17 protein-coding genes are annotated in these 16,793 nt (G+C 68.4%); 8 read left to right on the forward strand and 9 right to left on the reverse strand.

Annotated features, from left to right (window positions below):
• Positions 1 to 294 precede the first annotated feature (294 nt).
• Positions 295 to 693: an SGNH/GDSL hydrolase family protein gene (locus ABZV44_RS30470; protein ID WP_354844004.1), complete on the forward strand. Its 399-nt coding sequence runs from the start codon at positions 295 to 297 to the stop codon at positions 691 to 693.
• A 113-nt stretch (positions 694 to 806) separates the two neighbouring features.
• The gene (locus ABZV44_RS30475; RefSeq protein ID WP_354843663.1) at positions 807 to 1,304 is read left to right on the forward strand and encodes a hypothetical protein; all 498 of its coding nucleotides are present in this window, start codon (positions 807 to 809) and stop codon (positions 1,302 to 1,304) included.
• Positions 1,305 to 1,783: 479 nt separating this feature from the next.
• Here the strand turns inward: ABZV44_RS30475 and ABZV44_RS30480 are convergent, their stop codons facing one another.
• The 3 genes from ABZV44_RS30480 to ABZV44_RS30490 form a co-directional block, all read right to left on the reverse strand.
• Entirely contained in the window at positions 1,784 to 2,650 is an 867-nt protein-coding gene (locus ABZV44_RS30480) for a hypothetical protein (RefSeq protein ID WP_354843666.1), read from the reverse strand.
• 405 nt (positions 2,651 to 3,055) lie between these two features.
• Positions 3,056 to 5,431 (reverse strand): glycoside hydrolase family 3 C-terminal domain-containing protein, encoded by a 2,376-nt coding sequence (locus ABZV44_RS30485; protein ID WP_354843669.1) that lies wholly within the window; start codon positions 5,429 to 5,431, stop codon positions 3,056 to 3,058.
• Positions 5,428 to 6,273 carry an alpha/beta hydrolase gene (locus tag ABZV44_RS30490; RefSeq protein ID WP_354843671.1) on the reverse strand — a complete coding sequence of 282 codons (846 nt, stop codon included), beginning with the start codon at positions 6,271 to 6,273 and terminating at the stop codon, positions 5,428 to 5,430. The genes ABZV44_RS30485 and ABZV44_RS30490 overlap by 4 nt, the downstream gene beginning before the upstream one ends.
• Positions 6,274 to 6,423: 150 nt before the next feature.
• Between ABZV44_RS30490 and ABZV44_RS30495 the strand changes: the two genes are divergently transcribed.
• The gene (locus tag ABZV44_RS30495; RefSeq protein WP_354843674.1) at positions 6,424 to 7,023 is read left to right on the forward strand and encodes a TetR/AcrR family transcriptional regulator; all 600 of its coding nucleotides are present in this window, start codon (positions 6,424 to 6,426) and stop codon (positions 7,021 to 7,023) included.
• Positions 7,024 to 7,071: 48 nt separating this feature from the next.
• On the opposite strand, the gene ABZV44_RS30500 is transcribed toward ABZV44_RS30495, so the two are convergent.
• From ABZV44_RS30500 to ABZV44_RS30510, 3 genes are all read right to left on the reverse strand, one after another.
• Complete coding sequence (locus ABZV44_RS30500) at positions 7,072 to 7,464, reverse strand: NUDIX hydrolase (RefSeq protein WP_354843677.1); 393 nt, start codon at positions 7,462 to 7,464, stop codon at positions 7,072 to 7,074.
• A gap of 32 nt (positions 7,465 to 7,496) precedes the next feature.
• Positions 7,497 to 7,991, reverse strand: coding sequence for a hypothetical protein (locus tag ABZV44_RS30505; protein ID WP_354843680.1), 495 nt, complete (start codon positions 7,989 to 7,991; stop codon positions 7,497 to 7,499).
• A 295-nt stretch (positions 7,992 to 8,286) separates the two neighbouring features.
• Positions 8,287 to 8,739, reverse strand: a complete 453-nt coding sequence (locus tag ABZV44_RS30510) for a helix-turn-helix domain-containing protein (protein WP_354843683.1) — start codon at positions 8,737 to 8,739, stop codon at positions 8,287 to 8,289.
• Positions 8,740 to 8,827: 88 nt separating this feature from the next.
• Here ABZV44_RS30510 and ABZV44_RS30515 point away from each other — a divergent pair, with 88 nt between their 5' ends.
• Positions 8,828 to 10,099 (forward strand): MFS transporter, encoded by a 1,272-nt coding sequence (locus ABZV44_RS30515; RefSeq protein WP_354843686.1) that lies wholly within the window; start codon positions 8,828 to 8,830, stop codon positions 10,097 to 10,099.
• Here ABZV44_RS30515 and ABZV44_RS30520 read toward each other — a convergent pair.
• From ABZV44_RS30520 to ABZV44_RS30530, 3 genes are read right to left on the reverse strand one after another with little or no spacing between them, the layout of a single operon-like run.
• Positions 10,007 to 11,971: an acetoacetate--CoA ligase gene (locus ABZV44_RS30520; protein WP_354843688.1), complete on the reverse strand. Its 1,965-nt coding sequence runs from the start codon at positions 11,969 to 11,971 to the stop codon at positions 10,007 to 10,009. The two genes, ABZV44_RS30515 and ABZV44_RS30520, sit on opposite strands and share 93 nt — an antisense overlap.
• Positions 11,968 to 12,714: a 3-hydroxybutyrate dehydrogenase gene (locus ABZV44_RS30525; protein WP_354844006.1), complete on the reverse strand. Its 747-nt coding sequence runs from the start codon at positions 12,712 to 12,714 to the stop codon at positions 11,968 to 11,970. Before ABZV44_RS30525 ends, ABZV44_RS30520 begins: the two co-directional genes overlap by 4 nt.
• Before the next feature lie 17 nt (positions 12,715 to 12,731).
• Positions 12,732 to 14,123, reverse strand: coding sequence for an MFS transporter (locus ABZV44_RS30530; RefSeq protein WP_354843691.1), 1,392 nt, complete (start codon positions 14,121 to 14,123; stop codon positions 12,732 to 12,734).
• Between the two features lie 140 nt (positions 14,124 to 14,263).
• Here ABZV44_RS30530 and ABZV44_RS30535 point away from each other — a divergent pair, with 140 nt between their 5' ends.
• From ABZV44_RS30535 to ABZV44_RS30550, 4 genes are all read left to right on the forward strand, one after another.
• Positions 14,264 to 15,184 (forward strand): LysR family transcriptional regulator, encoded by a 921-nt coding sequence (locus ABZV44_RS30535; RefSeq protein WP_354843694.1) that lies wholly within the window; start codon positions 14,264 to 14,266, stop codon positions 15,182 to 15,184.
• A 43-nt stretch (positions 15,185 to 15,227) separates the two neighbouring features.
• Positions 15,228 to 15,428: a hypothetical protein gene (locus ABZV44_RS30540; RefSeq protein WP_354843697.1), complete on the forward strand. Its 201-nt coding sequence runs from the start codon at positions 15,228 to 15,230 to the stop codon at positions 15,426 to 15,428.
• Between the two features lie 21 nt (positions 15,429 to 15,449).
• Positions 15,450 to 15,866, forward strand: coding sequence for a nuclear transport factor 2 family protein (locus tag ABZV44_RS30545; protein WP_354843700.1), 417 nt, complete (start codon positions 15,450 to 15,452; stop codon positions 15,864 to 15,866).
• Between the two features lie 155 nt (positions 15,867 to 16,021).
• Positions 16,022 to 16,636 (forward strand): class I SAM-dependent methyltransferase, encoded by a 615-nt coding sequence (locus tag ABZV44_RS30550; RefSeq protein WP_354843703.1) that lies wholly within the window; start codon positions 16,022 to 16,024, stop codon positions 16,634 to 16,636.
• Positions 16,637 to 16,793: the final 157 nt, after the last annotated feature.

The following is a 16,793-nucleotide window of genomic DNA, read 5'->3' on the forward strand; positions in this document are numbered from 1 at the left end:
GCCCCGGGCCCCCCGGGCGCGGTACCCGGGGGGGAAACACCCCCCCGCCCCGCGCACCACCCCCCCGCCCCCCCCCGCCGGGGCGAGTCTGCCGCTGCGCACCACCTCGTTGCCGTTCCTGTCCGGTCTCGATGTCCGAGCGCCCGGAGCGGTGAGCACCATAGTCGCCCTGGGTAATTCGATCACCGACGGCTATGTCGCCTCGAACTTCCTGGGCCTCCCGCAGGATCCCGGCGTGTCGACCGTGCCCAGCGCTACCCCGACTTCCTCCAGCGGCGGCTCGATCAGGCCGGGCTGCCGTACAGCGTCGTCAATGCCGGCATCTCCGGAAACCGGGTCACCAGAGACGGATTCATCCCCCAGTTCGGTCCCGTCGCCACCGCCCGGCTCCAGCACGATGTGCTCGACCAGCCCGGCGTCACCGACGTCATCATCCTCGAGGGCATCAACGACCTGGGCATCCCGATCGGCGCCGACTACCACCAGCTGGTTCGCCGGCAACTGAATTCCTGGATTCGCGGGCAGCAGCTCGCCGACAGCGTCATCGACTTCGACGCCGCCCTCCACGACCCGGCCGACCCCTCCGTCCCGGCCCCGCGCTATACGGGTCCGGACAACCTCCACCCGAACGCGACCGGATACCAGGCCATGGCCGATGCCATCGATCTCACCATCTTCGGCGGCCAGGGCTGATAATTCGCCGCAGTGCGTCGAGAGACAATCGCATTCGGAAATGCCACCCCGTGGATTCGTGCCGGCCAGTTCGATTGCCGCACAAATGGTCTCGGTTAGATTACGATGATCTTGTGAGTTATCCGATTCCGTCGGCGAAGGTGCTGTTGGAGAGCCGCCTGCGGATGGTGCTCGACGGCAGCCCCTACACCGTGCGCTCGGTCCACGACGGCCTGCGGGTCGAACGTCCCTACGACAAGGACCGCACCCGGACCCCCTACAGCTATTCCCTGCGGCTCAATGAAAAGCACGGCCGCGCACAGTTCTTCCGATACTACTGGCCCAACAGCGAGGGCGAGGCCCCGCACCACTGGAACCGCGATCCCGACCGGATCGGCGAATCCATCAAATCGGAACTGGCCACGATGGGCTGGCGACTCGGCCGCAGCCCCGCGGAATGGTTCTCCGCCATCCTCGGCACGGTCGTCTGGCTGGCGGTCCCGGGCACCATTGCCGCGTTGTCCGGCCAGACCTGGTTCCTCGCGGTCTTCGGTTCGGTCCTCCTCGCGGTCGGCATCGTCATCGTCGTCGGGGCAGTCGTTCTGCTGCGCCGATCACGTACCAGAGTGTGATCCCCGGGCCGGGCTGCGCCTGGCCGTCCAGAACATCCAGGATCCTGCCCCCAGCGTGAGTGCGATGAAGGTCGCCATCCCGATCAGCGCCGCGATTGCTCCCGGCCCGGTGGCCCCGCCCCCGCTGGCCTCGATCAGGAAACCCGCGGCTACCGGTCCGATAAGTACCAGACCGAGGGCCGTCAGCAGGAATGCGACATATGTCAGCACTCCCGCGGGCAATCGTGTTCGCGCTGCCGAACGCGCATGTCCTCCGCCATCAACCTGCTGCTGTAACCGCCGAGCATTCGTCATATGCCCTCGAATCCATGTCTCGTGAGATGCATTCGAACAGGGAATTACGCCAACACCGTGAACTTCTCAGCGGCCGCACCGCAATCGAACGGTCATCGCCACCTCGAATGCGTTCACGGCGTAATCCTGCCAGCAAGAGCCGCGCCGACGGATCAAGCCGCACAGGCATTTCGAAATGTCGGGTACTAACGGAGCAGGTTCACGAGTTGACGGTAGGCGGCGCGGGTGGGTGGCGCCAGGCGACGCCAGCTGATGGGGCCGCCGGAACCCAGGTGGGCGTCATAGGGGATTTCGGCGACCGCCCGGACCACGTCGCCGAGATATGTGCGGACGTGTTCGGTGACCAGCGGCCCGTCTTTCGGGTGCTGACGCGTGACGACGATGACCGCTTCGGCCAGGTGGTACTGGCTGTAGTTGTCGTCGAGCCAGATCAGGGCGGGTTTGAGCCGATTCACGGCGTCGGGACGGGCGGCGAGGGTGATCACCAGCGAGATCCGGGAGTCCGACAGCAGCGGGGCGACCATGCGGTTGGTGACGGGCGCGCCGCCGTCGTAGACGGGCAGGCAACCGGCTTCGACCAGATCGCGATGCACCGAGGAGTAGGTCTCGCGGCGGGGCAGCGCCTCGGGGCCACGGGGCAATACGCCTACGCCGGAGCTGTTTTCGCCGCAACTGTCGATCACGGTGGACGGCAGGCTGCGGTGGGTCATGCTCAGCCAGGATTGGACGGTCCCCGCGGCGTCGATGGTGTCGCAGCCGCGGGCGGCCAGGTCGCCGCCGGTGGTCGTGGCATCGACGACGATCGGCGAGTGTTCGCCGTAGTCGTAGGCGGCCGCGCCCGCGATACCCAGAGCGGTGGTGGTCGCGCCGGAGCCGCCGGAGCTGCCCAGGACGAGGACGGGTGGCAGGTCGGCCCAGAGCAGGTAGCCGTTGCGCGGCTGCATGCGCACCATGTCGGTGGGCGCTCCGGGCGGGGCCGGACGCAACAGCAGGGAAAGGTCTGTGGGAGTGGAAGAAAGAGCGGCGGGATGATCCGGGAAATTTTCGGACACTCTAGATTCCTTTGATGCGAGCGGCAGACGATGCTGCGGAATCTTCTGGTCACCACGTCGCGGAGGACGGCTACGCCGGCGTCATCCATCGCGTGCACGATCGGTGGCGCAGCCCCCGTCATTTCGCCGTCAACACCCACACCGCGTCGACGAGCGGCCCCTGCGCCTCGACAACTTCGCTGAAGCCTCGAGCTCTGTCCCCCGGATACCCCCTACCCGCCTAGCTGTCGATCAAGAGTGCAAAAGGGTTGCCGTGCAGCCCCTTTCGATGTGGCCAGATATTACCTGATCGTGGCATGCAAGCAGCAATATCCATAGCCCCACCGAAACTCCGGCACCGAATGTCAGCGCACCGCCGACGGGTTCCGGCCGTGGTGCGGCCGGAACCCGTTGCGGTCGAGGCGATCAGGCGATGTCGGCGGTGAGGGGGAGGGCGGTCACCGAGGTGCCGACGTGCAGGGTGAAGGTCCCGGGTTCGATGGCCCAGCCCCGATCGGTCCAGTGCTCGAAGGAGCGCTTGGGCACGTCGATGATGGCGGTGACGGATTCACCCGGGTTCGCCTCCACCACCGCGAATCCGGCCAGCCAGCGCACCGGCCGGTCGACGTCGCTGTGCTCGCGCGACAGATACGCCTGCACGACCTGACGGCCCCGGCGGTCACCGGTATTGCGGACGGTGACGGTCGCCGTCCGGCCGGACACCGTCAGCTCGTCGAGCTCCCACGTGGTGTAGCCGAGGCCGTGGCCGAACGGATAGGCCGGGGCCACACCCGATTTCAGCCAGGCGCGGTAGCCGATGTGAATGCCCTCGCCGTAGGGCAGCGCATTGTCGGGTGCGGGCTTGGTGTCGAGCACGGGCACGTCGGCCATCGTTTCGGGCCAGGTGGTGGGCAGGCGGCCGCCGGGTTCGGCGGCGCCGGTGAGCACGTCGGCGAGCGCCGCGCCGAATTCCTGCCCGGGGAACCAGGCGAGCAGCACGGCCGCGACGTCGTCGCGCCACGGCATCTCCACCGGCGAACCGGAGTTCACCACCACGATGGTGCGCGGGTTCACCGCGGCGACCGCGGCGACCAGATCGTCCTGCCTGCCGGGTAGTCGCAGCGTGGTGCGGTCGAAGCCTTCGGATTCGATCCGCTCGGTCGTGCCGACGACCACCACCGCCACCTCGGAGGTCCGCGCCAATTCGACTGCGGCAGCGAACTCTTCGTCATCCGATCGGCGCGGACGGCCGACTGCGCAGGTGATGCCCAGGGCGGGGAAGCCGTTGTCCGGCATCATGCGCACCAGCACGTCGACCTCCTGCCCCTCGGCGAGGGTGCGGGTCACGAACCGCTGCGGCGGATTCAGCAGCATCTCGACCGGATCGGCGCCCGCGGGCACCACGGTCTCCGCGAGCACCTGCTCGCCGTCCAGCGTCAGGGTCAGCGTGCCCACACCGGCGAAGCCGATGCGCCACTCCCCCGCCACATCGGCCCGCAGTCGTCCGCGCAGCTCGATAGCCTTGGCCTGCAGGGCATTCGGGTTGCCGAAGAGCATGAGGCTGCCCGCCCGCCGATGCTCGGTATCCAGCACGGCGTCGCCGTCGAGGTACCGCAGCGACAGTCCCGGTTCACCGGTCTCGGGGTCGGTGACCAGGTCGAGCGGAACCGGAATCATGTTCTCGCTCAGGTGCACACCCGGTGTGTGGACCACCGGCAGCACCTCCGACAGCCCCTGCAGCGGAGAGGTGGTGTGCGCCGGAATCACGGTCGCACTGCCGCCGCCCATGAAACGCGGTTCGGCGGCGGCGGACCCGAGCAGCGCGACCTGCGCGGGCTTACCGAGCGGCAGGGTGCCGTCGTTGGCGGCGAGCACCATGGCCTTGGCCGCGGCCTCGCGCACCAGGCGCTGCGACGCCTCGTCGCTGAAGGCCGGAACGGGCTTGGGCGTTCCGTTCAACGCGCCGACCCGGACGGCGAATCGCAGGATGCGCCGCACCTTCTCGTCGATCGCGGACTCGGGCACCTCGCCCTCGCGGACGGCCGCTTCCAGCGGCGCGCCCCACAGCTCCCACGGACCGGGCATGGCCAGGTCGTTGCCCTTCGCCGCGCCGAGGGTGGAGCGCACGGCGGTCCAGTCCGACACCACCACGCCGTCGAAGCCCCACTCCCCCTTCAACGGTTCGCCGAGCAGGTCGTTCTCGGTCATGGTGACGCCGTTGACCGAGTTGTAGGCGGCCATGATCATCCACGCGCCCGCCTCGACGGACCGCTCGAACGGGTACAGGTACAGCTCTCGCAGGGTCCGCTCGTCCGCGACCACATTCGCGGTGAACCGCTCGGTCTCGGAGTCATTGGCGACGTAGTGCTTCGGGCACGCGCTCACCCCGTGCGCCTGCACCGCCCGCACGTAGGCGTCGGCGATCTCGGCGGTCAGCATCGGATCCTCGGAGAAGCATTCGAAATGCCTTCCGCCCAGCGGGGATCGGTGCAGGTTGATGGTCGGCCCCAGCACCGCGTACACGTCCTTGCGGCGGGCCTCGGCGGCGATGAGCGCGCCGATCTCGGTGAGCAGGTCGCGATCCCAGGTGGCGGCCAGGGCGGTGCCCGAGGGCAGGCTGACCGAGGGGTCGCGCTCGTCCCACTGCTCACCGCGCACGCCGGACGGGCCGTCGGAGACCGGCATCTCGGCCAGCCCGATGCCCGGTTCGCCCGCGAAGCGGAAGAAGCCCGCGCCCGAGATCAGGCGAATCTTGGCGGGAAGATCCAACTTCCCGAGGAGGTCGTCGACGACGTCGGTCATTCCTGCTCCTTCCAGAAGGTCACCAGGTCCGCGCTGACCAGCGCGGGCACATCCTCGTTCGGCACATGGCCGGAGCCGTGATAGACGGCGGTCTTCGCGTTCAACTGCTTCGCGAACCGCTCGTGCACCTCGGGCGCCCACAGGTCATTGATGTCGCCGTAGGCGACCAGCAGCGGCACACCCGAATCCCGCAGCACCGCCGGATCTTTCACCGGCGGCTCGGCCATGCAGGTCAGGATGCCGATGATATTGGCCTTCTTGGTGCGCAGGATCCGCTCCCGCAGGAACTCCCGGCGCTGCGGCGCGGGCTGCTGGTCGGCCTGGGCCATGACCGCGTTCATCTGCTCCCAGATGACCGCCTGCCCACCGGCTTCCACCGCCTGCGCGACCAGCAGCGGCGGGGGGAAATTGATGTCGGCGACCGAGGACGGGCCCGACGCCAGCAGGGTGAAGCTGCGGAACCGCTGCGGCCGCTCGATCACCGCGACACGGGCGACGTAGCCGCCGAAGGAATGCCCGACCAGGTGGATGGGCTCGGCCGGCGAAATCTGGTCGACCACGCCCTGCAGGTCGCCGACGAAATCGGCCAGGGTGTACCCCGAAACCTCCTCGGGCCCTTCGGACTCCCACTGCCCGCGCTGGTCGTAGGCGACGGCCCGGTACCCGGCCGCCGCGAGCAGCGGCAGCATCTCCTCGAAGTCCTCCTTGGAGCCGGTGAAGCCCGGCACCAGCAGCGCGGTGCCGCGACGCTCGATCCCGGCGGGCGGCTCGGCCTCCCATGCGGCCAGCTTCCCGGCCGCTCCGCGCAGCGTGATCGGCGTGATGATCGGGGCCTGACTCATCGGCAATCCCTTCCCTCGTACTGCCCTGTACGGCTGGCACGAGTGTGCCAGTGGGAATCCAGTTTACCGAGTGGTCACTAGGTACTGTTACCATTTCGTAATCCTGGTCCGGTTTTGCCTGATCAACCCGCTTGACTAGTGTCCCACCTCATGACGCCCCACCCCCGACGCCGCAGACGGGGCGACGACCGCCGTGAGCAGATCATCGACGAGGCACTGAAAGCCTTCGCCGACAACGGCTATCGCAGTGCCTCCATCGCCGAGATCGCCGACCGCTGCGGTCTGTCCCAGCCCGGGCTGCTGCACTACTTCCCGAACAAGGCCGCGTTGCTGTCGGCGGTCCTCGACTACCGCGACCGCCTCGACTACGACCGCCTCGGGTTCGACCAGCAGCTGCGCGGCAAGGACGCCCTGGTCCGCCTGGCCCAGCTGGTCGAGCACAATATGCATGTGCCCGGGCTGGTCCGGCTGTTCACCGTGCTCACCAGTGAGGCGGTCACCGCCGACCATCCGGCCCACGAGTGGGCATTGAACCGCTACCGCCTGCTCCAGGACTACCTGGCCGGAGCGCTCCAGGCGGGCATCGACGACGGCAGCATCCGCAAGGACATCGACCCCGCGGCCATCGCCCGCCAGGTCTTCGCCATGATGGACGGCCTGCAGCTGCAGTGGCTGGTGGATCCCGACACGGTCGACATGGCCACCCTCTTCCGTGCCTACGTCGACGAACTCATCGCCTACATCTCCTAGCGCGTCATCCGGCATCTCGCAGCGGCTCGTCCGGCATTCCCCATCGCTTCATCCGGCCACCGCGTCGCGGAAGTGCTCGGCGAGATCGAGCCCGGCAGCCTGCTCCGGCGTGACCCAGGCATGGTCGTCGTGCTCGTCCGGGTTGAGAATCACCGCGCCACTGCCGTTTTCGCGCACATCGAAGACGCGCGCGTGAATCCGCAGCGGACGTCCTGCCACATCCATCCATTCGTGCGCCGAGCGCTCACCGAGGACCTCGACGGCCAGACCCGTCTCTTCCGCGACCTCGCGGACCGCGGCCTGTTCGGGTCGCTCCCCCGGCTCGACGCCGCCGCCCGGCAGCTCCCACCGTCCGGCCAGGAAAACCCCGGCGGCCCTGCGGATCAGCAGGATCGTGCCAGCGCGTTCGATCCGGCAGTACACCAAATGCTTTTCTTTCACCCGTCGATCATGCGCGAACCGACGGGGACGGATTACGCGGAGTCCGCCGCGTACTGATACTTCCCGCGATCCAGTTTGCGGACATTGCTGTTGTCGCGCTGCGCCATTCGCCCCAGCGCGACCGCGACGTGGTGGCGGGCGCTGATCGGCAGCTCCACGCCGCGACTCTGGAGCGCGGCGATCACCTCCGCCGGGGTCCAGGTCTGTTCGGGGTGTTCGGCGAGGAAATCGGCCACCACCCGGGGCAGCGAGCGTCCCTGCGCCGGCCCGGCCGACTCGGCGGACTCCGACACATCGGTCAGCTGCTCGTCACGGGCGGTGTCCAGCCAATTCGCGACCGTGAGCAGCTTCGAGCAGGCCGCACGCAATTCGGCTCCGGGCGAACGGATGTCACCGAGGTTGTACATGGCCTGGTAGTAGCGACCGATATTGGTCAGCAGATCGATGGCTTGCTTCTCGGTGTCGGCGACGATGGCTTCGCTGCTGCGACCCGACTGCGCGGCCGCCGCCACTGCTCCCACGTCCACGTCCGACAATCCCCTTCTCTGTTGATCGACAGATGCACCGCTCACCCGACACTAGCCAAGCCGGGTGGCCGAATTGTGAAAGACTACAAGGTCATTGCCGCCCGCGCGCCCCCAACGGCGTTTCGCGTGACCGGAATGCCGGGTTCACGCTGAAAGAAGCGCAGGTGGCCGCGGTCCCGCCCGATCGTCGCGGGTTCGCCCACCCGCACCCGACACGCTGAACGTTTCGGTGCGGGCACGTGGCGATCTTCGCCGGTTTCACCTCCCGCCGGCCCCCGGCCCCGGAATCGCTATGTCAGTGCACCTTTCGCACCCGGGTCGTCGCGGCGGTGACCGGTGCGCCCTTCCGGTTCTCGGGGCGCAGTTCGGCGATCGGGTTGTCGTCGAGGTCGCGCAGGATGGAGTGGGGTTCGCCGGCGGCGAAGGCATGCCGCTCACCCCACTGCCGCAGCGCCAGGATGGCGGTGAACAGATCCCGTCCGGCCGCGGTGAGTTCGTAGCTGTGCCGCTTGCCGCCGGGCGCGGTGCTGGTGGTGAGGATGCCGTGGTCGACGAGCCGGCGCAGCCGATCGGTGAGGATATTGCGGGCGATGCCGAGCCGCTGCTGGAACTCGGTGAACGTCGCGGCGCCGTCCATGGCGTCGCGCACGATGAGCAGGCTCCAGCGGTCACCGACGAGGTCGACGGTGCGGGCGACAGGGCAGGCGGGGTCGGTCCAGGGGCGGCCCGAGCCGAGCGTCGCGGTCATGACACATCCTCCCTATCGGTTGCGATTCGAAACCATTATTGCCTACGCTGCGATTAGTTTCATTTTGCTACTGATTCTGGGAGGCGGAATGGCCCACGGGATTTCGAGGGGGCAGCGCTGGCTGCTGGCCCTGGTCTGCGCGGTGGCGGTGTCGACGATCTATGCGATCCAGCCGGTGCTGGCCGAGGCGGGCACGGACCTGGGGCTTTCCCCCGGCGCGGTGGGCTGGCTGGTGGCCGCCGGCCAGTTCGGCTATTTCGCCGGGCTGGTCCTGCTGGTCCCGCTCGGGGATGTACTGAATCGCCGTCGCCTCATCGGTGCGCAGCTCGCGCTGACCGCGGTGGGGACCGCGCTGGTGGCCGCCGCGCCGAACGGTGCCGTCGCGGTGGCGGGGCTGGTCGTGTCTGGGGTGTTCGCGGTCGTGGTACAGGTGACGGTCGGCTATGCCGCCGCCGTGTCCGCGCCGGACGAACGCGGCCGGACCATCGGTGCGATCACCTCGGGTGTGGTGGTGGGCATCCTCGGTGTCCGGGTGCTCGCGGGTGTCCTCGGCGATGCGGCCGGCTGGCGCGCGGTCTACGCGGTGCTCGCCGTGCTCTGCGCCGGGCTCGCCGTGACCGTCGGCCAGCGGCTGCATCCGGATACCCGAACGGCCACAACCCGATACACGCGGGTGCTGGCGTCGATCGGACGCCTCGTGTCCACGGATCGGCTGTTCCTGAGCCGGGGACTGATCGCCTTCTTCCTGTTCGCGTCCTTCGGAACCCTGTGGAGCGGACTCGCGCTCCCGCTCGGCGCGGATCCCTGGAACCTCGACACGACCCGGATCGGCCTGTTCGGGCTGGCGGGCCTGGCCGGGGCGCTCGGGGCCGCCCGCGCGGGCCGGTGGGCCGATTCCGGTCGCGCACAGGCGATCACGGGCTGGTCACTGGCCCTGCTCACGGCGTCCTGGCTGCTCATCGCCCAGACCGGTACCGCGCCGTGGCTGCTCGTCGCGGGAATCGTCCTGCTGGACTTCGCTGTTCAAGCGGTGCATGTCAGCAGCCAGCATCTGCTGACGACCGCCCACCCGGCCCGGGCGAGCAGTGTCATCGGCGCGTACATGGTGTTCTACTCGCTGGGATCCGCGCTCGGAGCGGTGACGACCGCCTGGGCCTACCACCGGTGGGGATGGCAGGCGTCCTGCGCTGCGGGAGCGGCTTATTCGCTGTCCGCCCTCGTGGTGTGGGCGCTGACGACTCGACGGCGACCGGCGATGCGTGATGGGCTAGGCGGACGCTCGGCCGAGATACCAGGACAGCAGGCCGGGGTCGTCGACCGCGGCAGGGTCGACGACGCGACCGGGATCTGCGCCCTGTAGCAGGCGTTTGAGCGGGACTTCGAGCTTCTTGCCGGTACGGGTGTGCGGGATGCCGGGGGCTGCGATGATCACGTCGGGGACGTGGCGGGGCGACAGCGCAGTCCGGATGCTGGCGTTGATCTGCTGCCGCAGCTCATCGGTGAGCTCGCGTCCCGGAGCGAGCACCACGAACAGGGGCATCCAATAGCCGCCGTCGGGCTGTTCGATGCCCAGCACCAGGGATTCGGCGATCTCCGGCAGCACCTCCACGACCTCGTAGATGTCGGCGCTGCCCATGCGAATACCGTTGCGGTTCAGGGTGGAATCGGACCGCCCGTGCACGATGACGCTGCCGTGCGGTGTGCGGGTGATCCAGTCGCCGTGCCGCCAGACACCGGGGTACATGTCGAAATAGGCGTCGCGGTAGCGGGCGCCGTCGGGGTCGTTCCAGAACGCGACGGGCATGGAGGGCATCGGCTGAGTGACGATCAGCTCGCCCACCGCATCGTGGACGGGGTGACCGGATTCGTCCCAGGCTTCCAGGGCCACTCCCAGATACGGGGCGGACAGCTCGCCGGGCCAGACGGGGACGGTCGGTGTGCCGCCCATGAAGGCCGAGACCACATCGGTGCCGCCGCTGATCGAGGAGACCGGAATGGCACCGACATTGTCGCGCAACCACATCGACGAGGATGCCGGGAAGGCCGCACCGGTGACGCCGATCTGCCGCAGCGCACGCAGATCGTGGGCGAGCGCCGGACGGGTGCCTGCCTTCTCACACGCCAGCACGTACCCGGGGCTGGTGCCCAGGACCGTGGCGCGGGTGCGGGCGGCCAACGCCCACAGCGCATCCGGCGCGGGATGGCCCGGGCTGCCGTCGTAACAGACGATGGTCGCGCCGGTCAGCAGTCCGGAGACCTGGAAGTTCCACATCATCCAGCTGGGGCTGGTGTACCAGAAGAAGATGTCGTCCGGCCCGATATCGGAGTGCAGGGCAAGGGCTTTCAGATGTTCCAGCAGCACGCCGCCGTGGCCGTGCACGATGCCCTTGGGCTTGCCGGTGGTGCCGGAGGAGTAGAGCACCCAGAGCGGATGCTCGAAATCGACGGGCTCGGTGGCGAGCGCGGGCGGTTGTGGCGCGAACAGATCCTCGGTGACGTGGTTCCAGTCCAGGACGTCGGGCAGGGTTCGGCCGAGCCGCGACACCAGCACGGTGCTCCGCAGTGAGGGCAAACCATCACGGAGAGCGGCTATTTCGGCGATCTTGTCGTGCGCCTTGCCGCCGTAGCGGTAGCCATCGGCGGTGATGAGCACGACCGGCTCGAGCTGGCCGAGGCGGTCGAGCGCCGCCGCGGCCGTATAGTCCTGTCCGCACGCGCTCCAGACGGCGCCGATACTCGCGGTGGCCAGGAAGGCGATCACGGCTTCGGGAATGTTCGGCAGGTAGCCAGCCACCCGGTCACCGCGACCGACACCCAGTTCGCGCAGTGAGCGAGCCAGAACCGCTGTGCGCGAGAGCATTTCCGTCCAGGCGAGTTCCCGCGGTGGGCTGTCCTCGCTGAGCGCGATCATCGCGGGCCGGTCGGTGCGGGCGTGCCGGACGATCTGGTCGACGTAGTTGACCCTCGTGCCGGGGAACCACCGAGCCCCCGGCATGTCACTGGAAGCCAGGACCTCGGCGGGCTCCTCGCCGACCTCGAAGTACTCCCGCACCGCCCGCCAGAATCCGGCGATGTCGTCCACCGACCAGCGCCACAGCTCCGCGTAGTTCTCGGTGTGAATCCCATAGCGCCGCTCGACGAACCGGCCGAAGTCGGTGATCCGCGCTGCCGCCATGGCGCCCTCGTCCGGCACCCACTGCGGCACAGCCGCGACCGCTGCGATCTCGGTCATCGGGCGCTCCACCCGCCGTCCATGGTGTAGGAGGCCCCGGTCACCATCCGCGCGGCATCCGATGCGAGCCAGCCCACCAGCGAGGCCACCTCCTCCGGCTCCACCAGCCGCTTGATCGCGCTGTCGGTCAGCATGATCCGCTCCACCACCTGCTGCTCGGGGATGCCGTGCGCTACGGCCTGATCAGCGATCTGCTTGTCCACCAGCGGGGTTCGCACGTAGCCCGGATTCACGCAGTTACTGGTCACCCCGTGCGGCCCGCCCTCGAGAGCCGTCACCTTCGACAGCCCTTCCAGCGCGTGCTTGGCGGTCACATAGGCCGATTTGAACGCCGAGGCCCGCAGCCCGTGCACCGACGAGAGATTGATGATCCGGCCGTACCCCTGGGCGTACATGTGCGGCAGGGCCGCGCGGGTGAGCAGGAACGGGGCCTCGACCATGAGCCTCAGCATCATGCGGAACCGTTCCGGCGGGAAGTCGGTGATCGGACTGACGGTCTGGACTCCGGCATTGTTCACCAGGATGTCGGCCTCCAGCCGGAGGTCCTCCAGCGCGGTCACATCCGACAGATCCACCTGCCATGTCCGCCCGCCGAATTCGGCGGCCACCTTTTCCGCGCCCTCACCGTCGATATCGGCGACGGTCACCTGCGCGCCGCGGGCGGCCAGCTCGCGGGCGCAGGCCGCGCCGATCCCGCTCGCCCCGCCCGTCACCAGTGCGCTGCGCCCCGCCAGTTCACCCAGGGGTCCGGTCGTCTCGGTCATGCCACCTTCACCTCTGCACTGTCGTGCGTCGAATTACGCTGCGCTGCCAGGCTTTCCGCGTCGGCCCGGTCGATGGCCGCCAGGTCCGCGCCCTTGGTCTCGCGGGCGAAGAGCACCGCCACCACGGTCACCGCCGCCGAGGCCGCCAGGTACCAGGCGATCGGCACCGAGGATTTGTAGGAATCCAGCAGCCGCACCGCGATGATCGGCGCGAGTGACCCCGCCACCAGCGAGGTCACCTGATAGCCCAGGGACACACCGGAATACCGCATGCGGGTGGGGAACATCTCGGCCATGATCGCCGGCTGTGCGGAGTACATGAAGGCGTGGAACACCAGGCCGATGATGACGGCGCACAGGATGACCGCGTTGTGCTTGCTGTCCATCATCGGGAAGGCGAAGAAACCCCAGGTCGCCGCGGCGAGCGCACCGACCAGGTAGACCGGCCGCCGCCCGATGCGATCACTGAGCCGTCCGACCAGCGGGATGACCAGGAAATGCACGGTGTGCGCCGCGAGCAGCCACCACAGGATCACCTTGGTGTTCGCTCCCACATGGACTTTCAGATACGTGATGCTGAAAGTGACGACGAGATAATAGAAAACGTTCTCGCCGAACCGAAGTCCCATGGCGGTGAACACACCTCGCGGGTACCGCTTCAGCACCTCGAGCGCACTGAACGAGTTCGCCTTCTCCTGCTCGGCCAGCTGTTGCGCGGTCACGAAGATCGGCGCATCGGTGATCTTGGTGCGTACGTAGTAGCCGATCAGCACCACCACCGCCGACAGCCAGAAGGCCACCCGCCAGCCCCAGGACAGGAACGCCGCGTCCGACAGTGTCGAGGTCAGCACCAGCAGCACGATGGTGGCGAGCATATTGCCCACCGGCACCGCCGCCTGCGGCCACGACGCCCAGAACGCGCGGCTGCGGCTCGGACTGTGCTCGGCGACGAGCAGCACCGCGCCGCCCCATTCACCGCCGACCGCGAAGCCCTGGATGAACCGCAGCACCACCAGCAGCACCGGGGCCAGATAGCCGACCTGCCCGAAGGTCGGCAGGCAGCCCATCAGGAACGTGGCCGCGCCGACCAGGATCAGGCTCAGCTGCAACAGCTTCTTGCGCCCGTACTTGTCGCCGAAGTGCCCGAAGACGATGCCACCCAAGGGCCGTGCCGCGAAGCCGACCGCGTAGGTGATGAAGGCCGCCAGGATGGCGTCCAGGTCGCTGGTGCCCTTGGCGAAGAACACCTTGTTGAACACCAGCGTCGCCGCGGTGCCGTAGAGGAAGAATTCGTACCACTCGACCACGGTCCCCGCCATGGACGCGGCGACCACACGCCGTAATCCGGCCAGGCCGCCGGCTTGCGGTTCGGTATCCGGGAGGCTCATCGCGCAACTCCTTCACGCTCGGGCCGCTTCACCCCTCATCTGTGATGCGGCCCACATACTTCGATGCCAAGGAGTATTCGTGCACATTCGGCGCGCCCGCAATGACCAGATCCGCAGCCACAATCTGCAAGAATGCAGAAATGAGCGTGACCTCCACCACAACCCGCCTCAGCCCCGACGATCTGCTGGTGCTGCTCGCGGTGGGCCGCACCGGCCGCTACGTCTCGGCGGCGGAGGAACTGGGCATCAACCACACGACCATCTCGCGGCGCATCGCGGCGCTGGAGCAGGCGCTCGGCGGCCGGGTGCTGATTCGCGGTGCGAGCGGATGGGAGCTCACCGATCTGGGCCGGGAGGCACTCACCGCGGCCGAGGCCATCGAATCCGCGGTCCGCTCGCTGACCTCCGACACCCCGGAACTCGAAGGCGTGGTGCGCATGTCGGCCACCGACGGGTTCAGCGCCTACGTGGCCGCGCCCGCCATCGCGAGGATGCAGCGTCGTCATCCCGGGCTGTCGGTCGAGATCGTCACCGCCACCCGGCTGGCGTCGTTGCAGCGATCGGGCTTCGATATCGAAGTGGTGGTGGGCAAACCGCAACTGCGCCGCGCCCGCGCCATCGCCCTGGGCGACTACACGCTCGGGCTCTACGCCTCCCACGGCTATCTCGCCGACCACCCGGCTCCGGAGGCCCTCGAAGACCTGTCCCGCCACCCGCTGGTCTACTTCATCGACTCCATGCTCCAGGTCGACGACCTCGACCTGGCCCCCACCTTCGCGCCCGCCATGCGCGAATCCATCTCCTCCACCAATGTTTTCGTGCACGTGGAGGCGACCCGGGCGGCCGCCGGCCTGGGCCTGCTCCCCTGCTTCATGGCCGACCGGCACGCCGACCTGGCCCGCGTGCTGCCGGAGATCTCTGTGCGCCTGACCTATTGGCTCGTCGCGCGCCCGGAAACCCTGCGCCGCCCCGAAGTCGCCGCCCTCGTCGAGGCGCTGCGCGAGCAGGTGGACACCCACCACGACATGCTCATGGGTTCAGCCACCTCACCGGATCACTGACGGCGAACCGGCACCCGAACCGCCGGGCTGTCATGTTCTGCCGATGGGTGGGCAGGTCTTGGTGTGGGTACCGATACTCGTTGCGGCGCTGGGGTTCATCGGTGTGCTCGGCGCCCCGTTGATCGCCGCGTGGCGAGAGGCCCAGATCGCCTACCGGACCTTGCGGGCACCGGTGCGCGCCGACCTGGGAACGGGCGTCGGGCATCGCGACACCATGGCCGATTCTCGCCAGCGTGGGCGGTGAGCGTCGATGACCATCGTGAGCATGACAGCGGTTGCGATGACCACCCTGCGGGCCTTCTATACGGCGGAGGCCGCCTACCTCACCGAGGGGGCCGGGTTCGAGGAGATGGCTCGGTATCTGGCGCCGGATGTCGTGATGTACCAGGCCGCGAGCCTGCCCTACGGCGGGCAGTGGCACGGGCACGAGGGCATACGCGAATTCCTCGCCGCCATGGGAGACAGCTGGGACGGCCTGTGGTTCGACGAGCAGCACTTCCTCAGCGAAGGGGAACGGGTCGTCGCCTACAGCCGAGGCCGGCTGCGTGCCCGGCGCACTGGACGGGTACTGGAAACCTCGCTGCTGCAATGGATCAGCTTCCAGGACGGTCTGATCACCGAATTCCGGCCCTACTATCACGACACCTCGGCGGTCCTGGCCGCTCTGGCCGAGAACGCCTGATCACCGGGCACAGGCCCACGATCGCGACGACGCAGCCCGGGTCGAAGGGGGGCGACACGGCCTGGGCCGAAGGCGAAACTGGGACCGACCGGTTGGCCTCGGCGCGGCGGTGGCACAGTGGACCGGGCACGGACCCGACCGAGGAGGAGCCATCCATGAGCGGACGTACCCCCAGCCGTTGGGAGGAGCTCACCGCTGCCGACCCGGCGCATTCGAAGTGGTACGTGGAGCGGTTCCGGAGATTGGCGGCCGAGGGCGCGGATATCGTCGGGGAGGCGCGGCTGATCGACGCGATGCTCGACCGCGGTAGCCGGGTCCTGGATGCGGGGTGTGGTCCGGGGCGTGTGGGTGGCTATCTGCACGACGCGGGTCACGTCGTGGTCGGGGTCGACGTCGATCCGGTCTTGATCGCTGCCGCAGAGCACGACCATCCCGGCCCGACCTGGATTGTCGGTGATCTCGCCGAACTGGACCTGCCGGCCCGCAACCTCACCGCCGACTTCGATGTCATCGTGTGCGCGGGGAACGTCATGACATTTCTGGCGCCCTCCACGCGAGAGGCGGTGCTGGCGGGTTTCGCCCGCAACCTCGCCCCGCGCGGCCGGGTGGTCACGGGTTTCGGAGCCGACCGCGGCTACGAGTTCCCGCAGTTCCTGACCGACGCCGAGAACGCCGGACTCGCAGTGGATTTGCTGCTCTCGACGTGGGACCTACGCCCATTCACCGACCAGTCCGACTTTCTGGTGGCGGTGTTCTCGCGCGCGGACTGAAACCTGCTCTGCCCCAGGAAACCCCGACCAGGGGACCGGTGGAATTCGGTCCGCTGCAACACCGAACACCCCGCAATTCCGTTCCAGGCATCCGTCTGCGGTGCAGTGGCGCTCGGCTTTACGGTCAGAGATGCGGGGCATGCGAGATGGTCGCGAT

This window comes from Nocardia sp. NPDC004860, assembly GCF_040609015.1.
Taxonomy (GTDB): Bacteria; Actinomycetota; Actinomycetes; order Mycobacteriales; family Mycobacteriaceae; genus Nocardia.